Source organism: Streptomyces sp. SBT349 (assembly GCF_001083795.1).
Lineage (GTDB): Bacteria > Actinomycetota > Actinomycetes > Streptomycetales > Streptomycetaceae > Streptomyces.
Genome location: NZ_LAVK01000418.1, coordinates 1 through 5,736, shown reverse-complemented (window position 1 = coordinate 5,736; position 5,736 = coordinate 1). Strand labels below are relative to the sequence as shown.

Below are 5,736 nucleotides of genomic sequence, written 5' to 3'. Positions count from 1 at the left end.
AACCGGGCACACAGCCCGGCTATCCCCTCGAACCACGACTCGACCCGCTCAACCACCAGTCCATCAGCACACAGTCACACCAACGAGACCCAACGCCATCCGTCACGCCAGCTGCGGTTGCAGTATTAGGGCGGACCCGGGTCGTCAGGCCCATGATTACCGCTCAGTAGAGATGACGTTTCGCCGTCAGCGGTACACGATGGAGGCGGCGCGACACAAGCAGAGCAGACAACTCACAGTGAAGGAACAGCGTGGCTTCCGGATCAGATCGCAACCCGATCATCATTGGCGGCCTTCCCAGCCAGGTCCCGGATTTCGATCCAGAGGAAACCCAGGAGTGGCTTGACTCGCTCGACGCCGCCGTCGACGAGCGAGGCCGGGAACGGGCCCGCTATCTCATGCTCCGCCTGATCGAGCGCGCCCGAGAGAAGCGAGTGGCCGTGCCCGAGATGAGGAGCACGGACTACGTCAACACGATCGCGACCAAGGACGAGCCCTACTTCCCCGGCGACGAGGACGTCGAACGCCGGATCCTGAACGCGACCCGGTGGAACGCGGCGGTCATGGTCTCCCGCGCCCAGCGTCCCGGGATCGGCGTGGGGGGGCACATCGCCACCTTCGGCTCCTCGGCGTCCCTCTACGACGTCGGGTTCAACCACTTCTTCCGCGGCAAGGACGGCGGCGACGGCGGCGACCAGGTGTACTTCCAGGGGCACGCCTCGCCCGGGATCTACGCCCGCGCCTTCCTCCTGGACCGCTTCTCCGAACAGAACCTGGACGCCTTCCGCCAGGAGCGGTCCAAGGAGCCCTACGGCCTGTCCAGCTACCCGCACCCGCGGATGATGCCGGGCTTCTGGGAATTCCCGACCGTCTCCATGGGCCTCGGCCCGATCAGCGCCGTCTACCAGGCGCGGATGAACCGGTACATGCAGGCCCGCGGCATCGCCGACACGTCGGCCTCGCACGTGTGGGCGTTCCTGGGCGACGGCGAGATGGACGAGCCCGAGTCGCTCGGCCAGCTGTCGATCGCGGCCCGCGAGGGCCTGGACAACCTGACCTTCGTCATCAACTGCAACCTCCAGCGGCTCGACGGCCCGGTCCGCGGCAACGGCAAGATCATCCAGGAGCTGGAGTCGATCTTCCGCGGCGCCGGGTGGAACGTGATCAAGCTGATCTGGGACCGCACCTGGGACCCGCTGCTGGCCCAGGACCGGGACGGCGTCCTGGTCAACAAGCTGAACACCACGCCCGACGGCCAGTTCCAGACGTACGCGACGGAGACCGGCGCGTACATCCGCGACCACTTCTTCGGCGGCGACCAGCGGCTGCGTTCGATGGTCGAGGGCATGTCCGACGACCAGATCCTCCACCTGGGCCGCGGCGGTCACGACCACCGCAAGGTCTACGCGGCGTACAAGGCGGCCAAGGAGCACCAGGGCCAGCCGACGGTCATCCTGGCCCAGACGATCAAGGGCTGGATGCTCGGCCCGAACTTCGAGGGCCGCAACGCGACGCACCAGATGAAGAAGCTGACCGTCGCCGACCTGAAGGGCTTCCGCGACCGGCTGCACCTGCCCATCCCGGACAGCGAGCTGGAGGCGGGCCTGCCGCCGTACTACCACCCGGGGAAGGACTCCGAGGAGATCCAGTACATGCACGACCGCCGGCGCGAGCTCGGCGGCTACGTGCCCACCCGCGTGGACCGCTCCAAGCCGCTGGCGCTGCCGGGCGACAAGGCGTACGCGGCCGTGCGGAAGGGCTCGGGGCAGCAGCAGGTCGCCACGACGATGGCGTTCGTGCGGCTGCTGAAGGACCTGATGCGGGACAAGGAGATCGGCAAGCGGTTCGTGCCGATCGCCCCCGACGAGTACCGCACGTTCGGCATGGACTCGCTGTTCCCCTCGGCGAAGATCTACAACCCGCTGGGGCAGACCTACGAGTCGGTGGACCGCGAGCTGCTGCTGTCGTACAAGGAGTCGCCGAACGGCCAGATGCTGCACGACGGCATCACCGAGGCGGGCTGTACGGCCTCGCTGATCGCGGCGGGCTCGGCGTACGCCACGCACGGCGAGCCGCTGATCCCGGTCTACGTCTTCTACTCGATGTTCGGCTTCCAGCGCACGGGTGACCAGTTCTGGCAGATGGGTGACCAGCTGGCCAGGGGTTTCGTGCTGGGCGCGACCGCCGGGCGCACGACGCTGACCGGTGAGGGCACCCAGCACGCCGACGGCCACTCGCAGCTCCTCGCCTCGACCAACCCGGCGTGCGTCGCCTACGACCCGGCGTTCGGCTTCGAGATCGCCCATATCGTCAGGGACGGCCTGCGCCGGATGTACGGCGAGAACGCGGAGGACGTCTTCTACTACCTCACCGTCTACAACGAGCCGATCAACCAGCCGGCCGAGCCGGAGGGCGTGGACGTCGAGGGCATCCTCAAAGGCCTCTACCGGTACAAGGAGGCGGCGGCCGGGAGCGTTCCGGCGCAGATCCTCGCCTCGGGCGTTTCCGTGCCGTGGGCGATCGAGGCCCAGCGGATCCTGGCCGAGGAGTGGAACGTCAAGGCGGACGTCTGGTCGGCCACCTCCTGGAACGAGCTGCGGCGCGAGGCGGTCGACGCCGAGCGGCACAACCTGCTGCACCCGGAGGAGGAGCAGCGCGTGCCGTATGTGACGCGCAAGCTCCAGGGCGCCCAGGGACCGGTCGTGGCCGTTTCCGACTGGATGCGGGCCGTACCCGACCAGATCGCGCGCTGGGTACCCGGCACGTACCAGTCACTGGGCGGCGACGGGTTCGGCTTCGCCGACACCCGCGGCGCGGCGCGGCGCTACTTCCACATCGACGCGCAGTCGGTCGTGGTGGCGGTGCTCACCGAGCTGGCCAAGGAGGGCAAGATCGACCGTTCGGCTCTGAAGCAGGCCATCGACCGCTACCAGCTGCTGGACGTGTCGGCGGCCGACCCGGGCCCGGCGGGCGGCGACGCCTGACGCGCCGGGGCGCATGACCCCGTGGGCCGCACGGCCCACCGCGGGGGCCTGAACCGGGCCGGTCCCGGCTCCGGCCCCCGCGACACCGTTCGCACCCGGCCGTTGACGTGGCCGGCAGGTGACCGGGGCGACGCGGGCCGCCGAGGCCACGTGAAAGGACGTTCGGCACGCCGCCTATCATGTGCGGGCAGTGCTGATCTTTCACCCGAATCCACCCGATACGTCCGACGCGTTGTCCGCGGCCGGACGACGGGTGCTGCTCCCACTCCTGCTGGTGTTCGCCGTGCTGGCGACCGCGGGCTGGATCGCCAGGGGCGCGGAGGCCGAGCCCGACGCGTTCGAACGTCAGCTGCGCGCCTGGGACCACGGCACCGTCGCCGGAGTGCCGCTGCCCGACCCCGAGGCACGGCCGGCGCGCGTGGCCGCGTTCTTCGACGGGCTGAGCGAGGACCTGCGACGGCGCCTCGCCGACCGCTACCCCCTGGTCGTGGGGAACCTCCCGGGCGCGCCCGTCCCGCTCCGTTACCAGGCCAACCGCGCGGCCCTGGCCGACGCGCGCGACGCCGAGCGCCGCAGGATGCACGACGAACGGCTCTCCCCCACCGGCCAGCGCACGGCCGGTCGGCTCATGCACCGCTACGAGTCGATGCTCACGGACGGGCGGCAGTTCCTCTCCTTCGACCCGACCGGGCGCGGCCGGGCCGCCGAGGTCTTCGGCGACCTGGAACGGGCCGAGCGCATCTCGGTGGTGGTGCCGGGCGTCGACACGCAGCTGCTCACCTTCGAGCGGACCCAGGGCAAGTTCCACGCCCCCTCCGGCATGGGCGAGGCCCTGTACGCGCAGGAGCGGCGCCTGGCGCCCGGGTCCGAGACGGCGGTGATCGCCTGGGCCGACTACGACAGCCCGGTCGGCATGGCCATGTCCGCCGCCACCTCCGAGCTGGCCGGGGAGGGCGCGGAACGCCTCACCGCCGCGGTCGCCGCGCTCCCCGGTTCGGCGCCCGTGGCGCTTTTCTGCCACTCCTACGGCTCGGTGGTCTGCGGAATGGCCGCCTCCGACCTCCCGGGCCGCGTCAGTGACATCGCGGTGGCGGGCAGCCCCGGCATGCGCGTCTCGACGGTCACGGAGCTGGAGACCCCGGCGCGCGTGTGGGCGATGCGCGCCTCGGACGACTGGATCGCGGACGTTCCGCACCTGGCCATCGGCCCCCTCGGGCACGGCACCGACCCGGCGGACCCGTCCTTCGGGGCCCGCCTGCTGGGGACCGGCGGCGCGGAGGGACACAGCGGCTACTTCGAACCGGGCGCCGCCAGCCTGCGGAACCTCGCGCGGGTCGGCGTCGGCACCGTCGACGACGTCACATGTGCCCCAGGCGTCGCGGACTGCCCCCCGCTGGCGCCGTGCGCCCGGCGCGCGAGCATGTGATGTGACAGGAACACACCCATCCGGGGGAAGCCGATTCGTCAGTCCCGGCGCTTACGATGACCCGCATGGGTGATGTGCTGGCCGGAATCCACTCCAGGTGGGAGTTCGACACCGACTCCGTGCTCATCCGCTTCGAACGGGGCATACGCACGCCGAAGCTCTTCCAGGTCCTGGGCGAGCGCCGTATCCCGTACGAGGCGCTGAGTTCGGTGGACCTCGTACCGGGAACGCGCAAGGGCACGGTCGTGCTGCACGCGGTCCCGCGGCAGGGCGCCGACCCGCTCCTCGACGCCGCCGCGGGCCAGTTGCGGCAGGCCGCCGACCCGTACCGCCTGGTCCTGCCCGTCGAGCGCGAGACGCTCGCCGACTACTACGCCACCGAGCTGCGCATGGCGCTGGGCCCCCAGGCGGACGAGGACGCGGAGGAGTACCTGGTGGCGGCGCCGACCACGCCGCTCCAGTTCAAGGCGTTCGACGGGAAGGTCGTGTTCGACGGCAAGGTCGTGACATTCCGCTGGTTCTGGACGGGGGCCTCATCGGCGAAGTGGAAGGCGGGCGACCAGTCCTTCCCGGTCAGCGAGCTGGCCGACGTGGAGTGGCGCTCGCCCGAGATCGCGGGCGGCCACCTGCGCCTGCGGCGCCGGGGGCCGGACGGCAATCCGGAGGAGCAGGAGGGCCCGGCCGACCAGGACCCGGCCTCGGTGGTCTTCGGGCTCGGCTACGGCCTGGTCCACGAGTCGCTGCCGCTGGCCGCGGCGGTCCTGGAGGCGGTCCGCGCGGCGGAGCCCACGGCCGGCGCCCACGTCGCCCGCCACCGGGCGAACCCGGCCGACATCGCCAACCGCATCCGCCACCTCGGCGAACTCCACTCCGCGGGCCTGCTGACGGACGAGGAGTTCACGAAGAAGAAGTCCGAACTCCTCGCCGAACTCTGACCCGGCGCAACCCGCGTAGCCCCTCCGGGCCCAGCCACCACCCCGGTCGAGCCTGCACCCCGGCCACGGCGAGGCTGGACCTTCACCGTGCCCAACCAGCGGCCCGCAGCCGAGCCCTCACAGCGCTCCACACCCGGGCCAGCCGAACCCCCGGCCCCGCCATGGCGAAGCTGGCCCTCACGGCGGGGCCGGGCGACGCCAGGGCACGCACGGCCCCCGGCCGAGCATTCACACCACTCCGGGCCCGGGGCACCCTCGCCCCCGGCCACCGCGAAGCCAAAACCCCACCGGCCACGCGACACCCCACCCCCGTCTCTTTTAAACATTTCCAGCCCCCCAGAATAAAGCGGAACTCGTATTCCCGCTTTTGTTTTGAAAAAAAAAAACAAAA

The 5,736-nt window shown here is 70.8% G+C and carries 3 protein-coding genes; all 3 read left to right on the top strand.

Going from position 1 to position 5,736, the window contains the following annotated elements; all coding sequences use genetic code 11:
- The first annotated feature begins 251 nt into the window (after window positions 1–251).
- On the top strand, window positions 252–2,984 hold the full coding sequence (aceE, locus tag ADY01_RS31700) for a pyruvate dehydrogenase (acetyl-transferring), homodimeric type (RefSeq protein ID WP_049580175.1): 2,733 nt from the start codon (window positions 252–254) through the stop codon (window positions 2,982–2,984).
- A 253-nt stretch (window positions 2,985–3,237) separates the two neighbouring features.
- Window positions 3,238–4,410 carry an alpha/beta hydrolase gene (locus ADY01_RS31695; protein WP_324613428.1) on the top strand — a complete coding sequence of 391 codons (1,173 nt, stop codon included), beginning with the start codon at window positions 3,238–3,240 and terminating at the stop codon, window positions 4,408–4,410.
- Window positions 4,411–4,475: 65 nt separating this feature from the next.
- Window positions 4,476–5,345 carry a DUF4429 domain-containing protein gene (locus tag ADY01_RS31690; RefSeq protein ID WP_049580176.1) on the top strand — a complete coding sequence of 290 codons (870 nt, stop codon included), beginning with the start codon at window positions 4,476–4,478 and terminating at the stop codon, window positions 5,343–5,345.
- Window positions 5,346–5,736 lie beyond the last annotated feature (391 nt).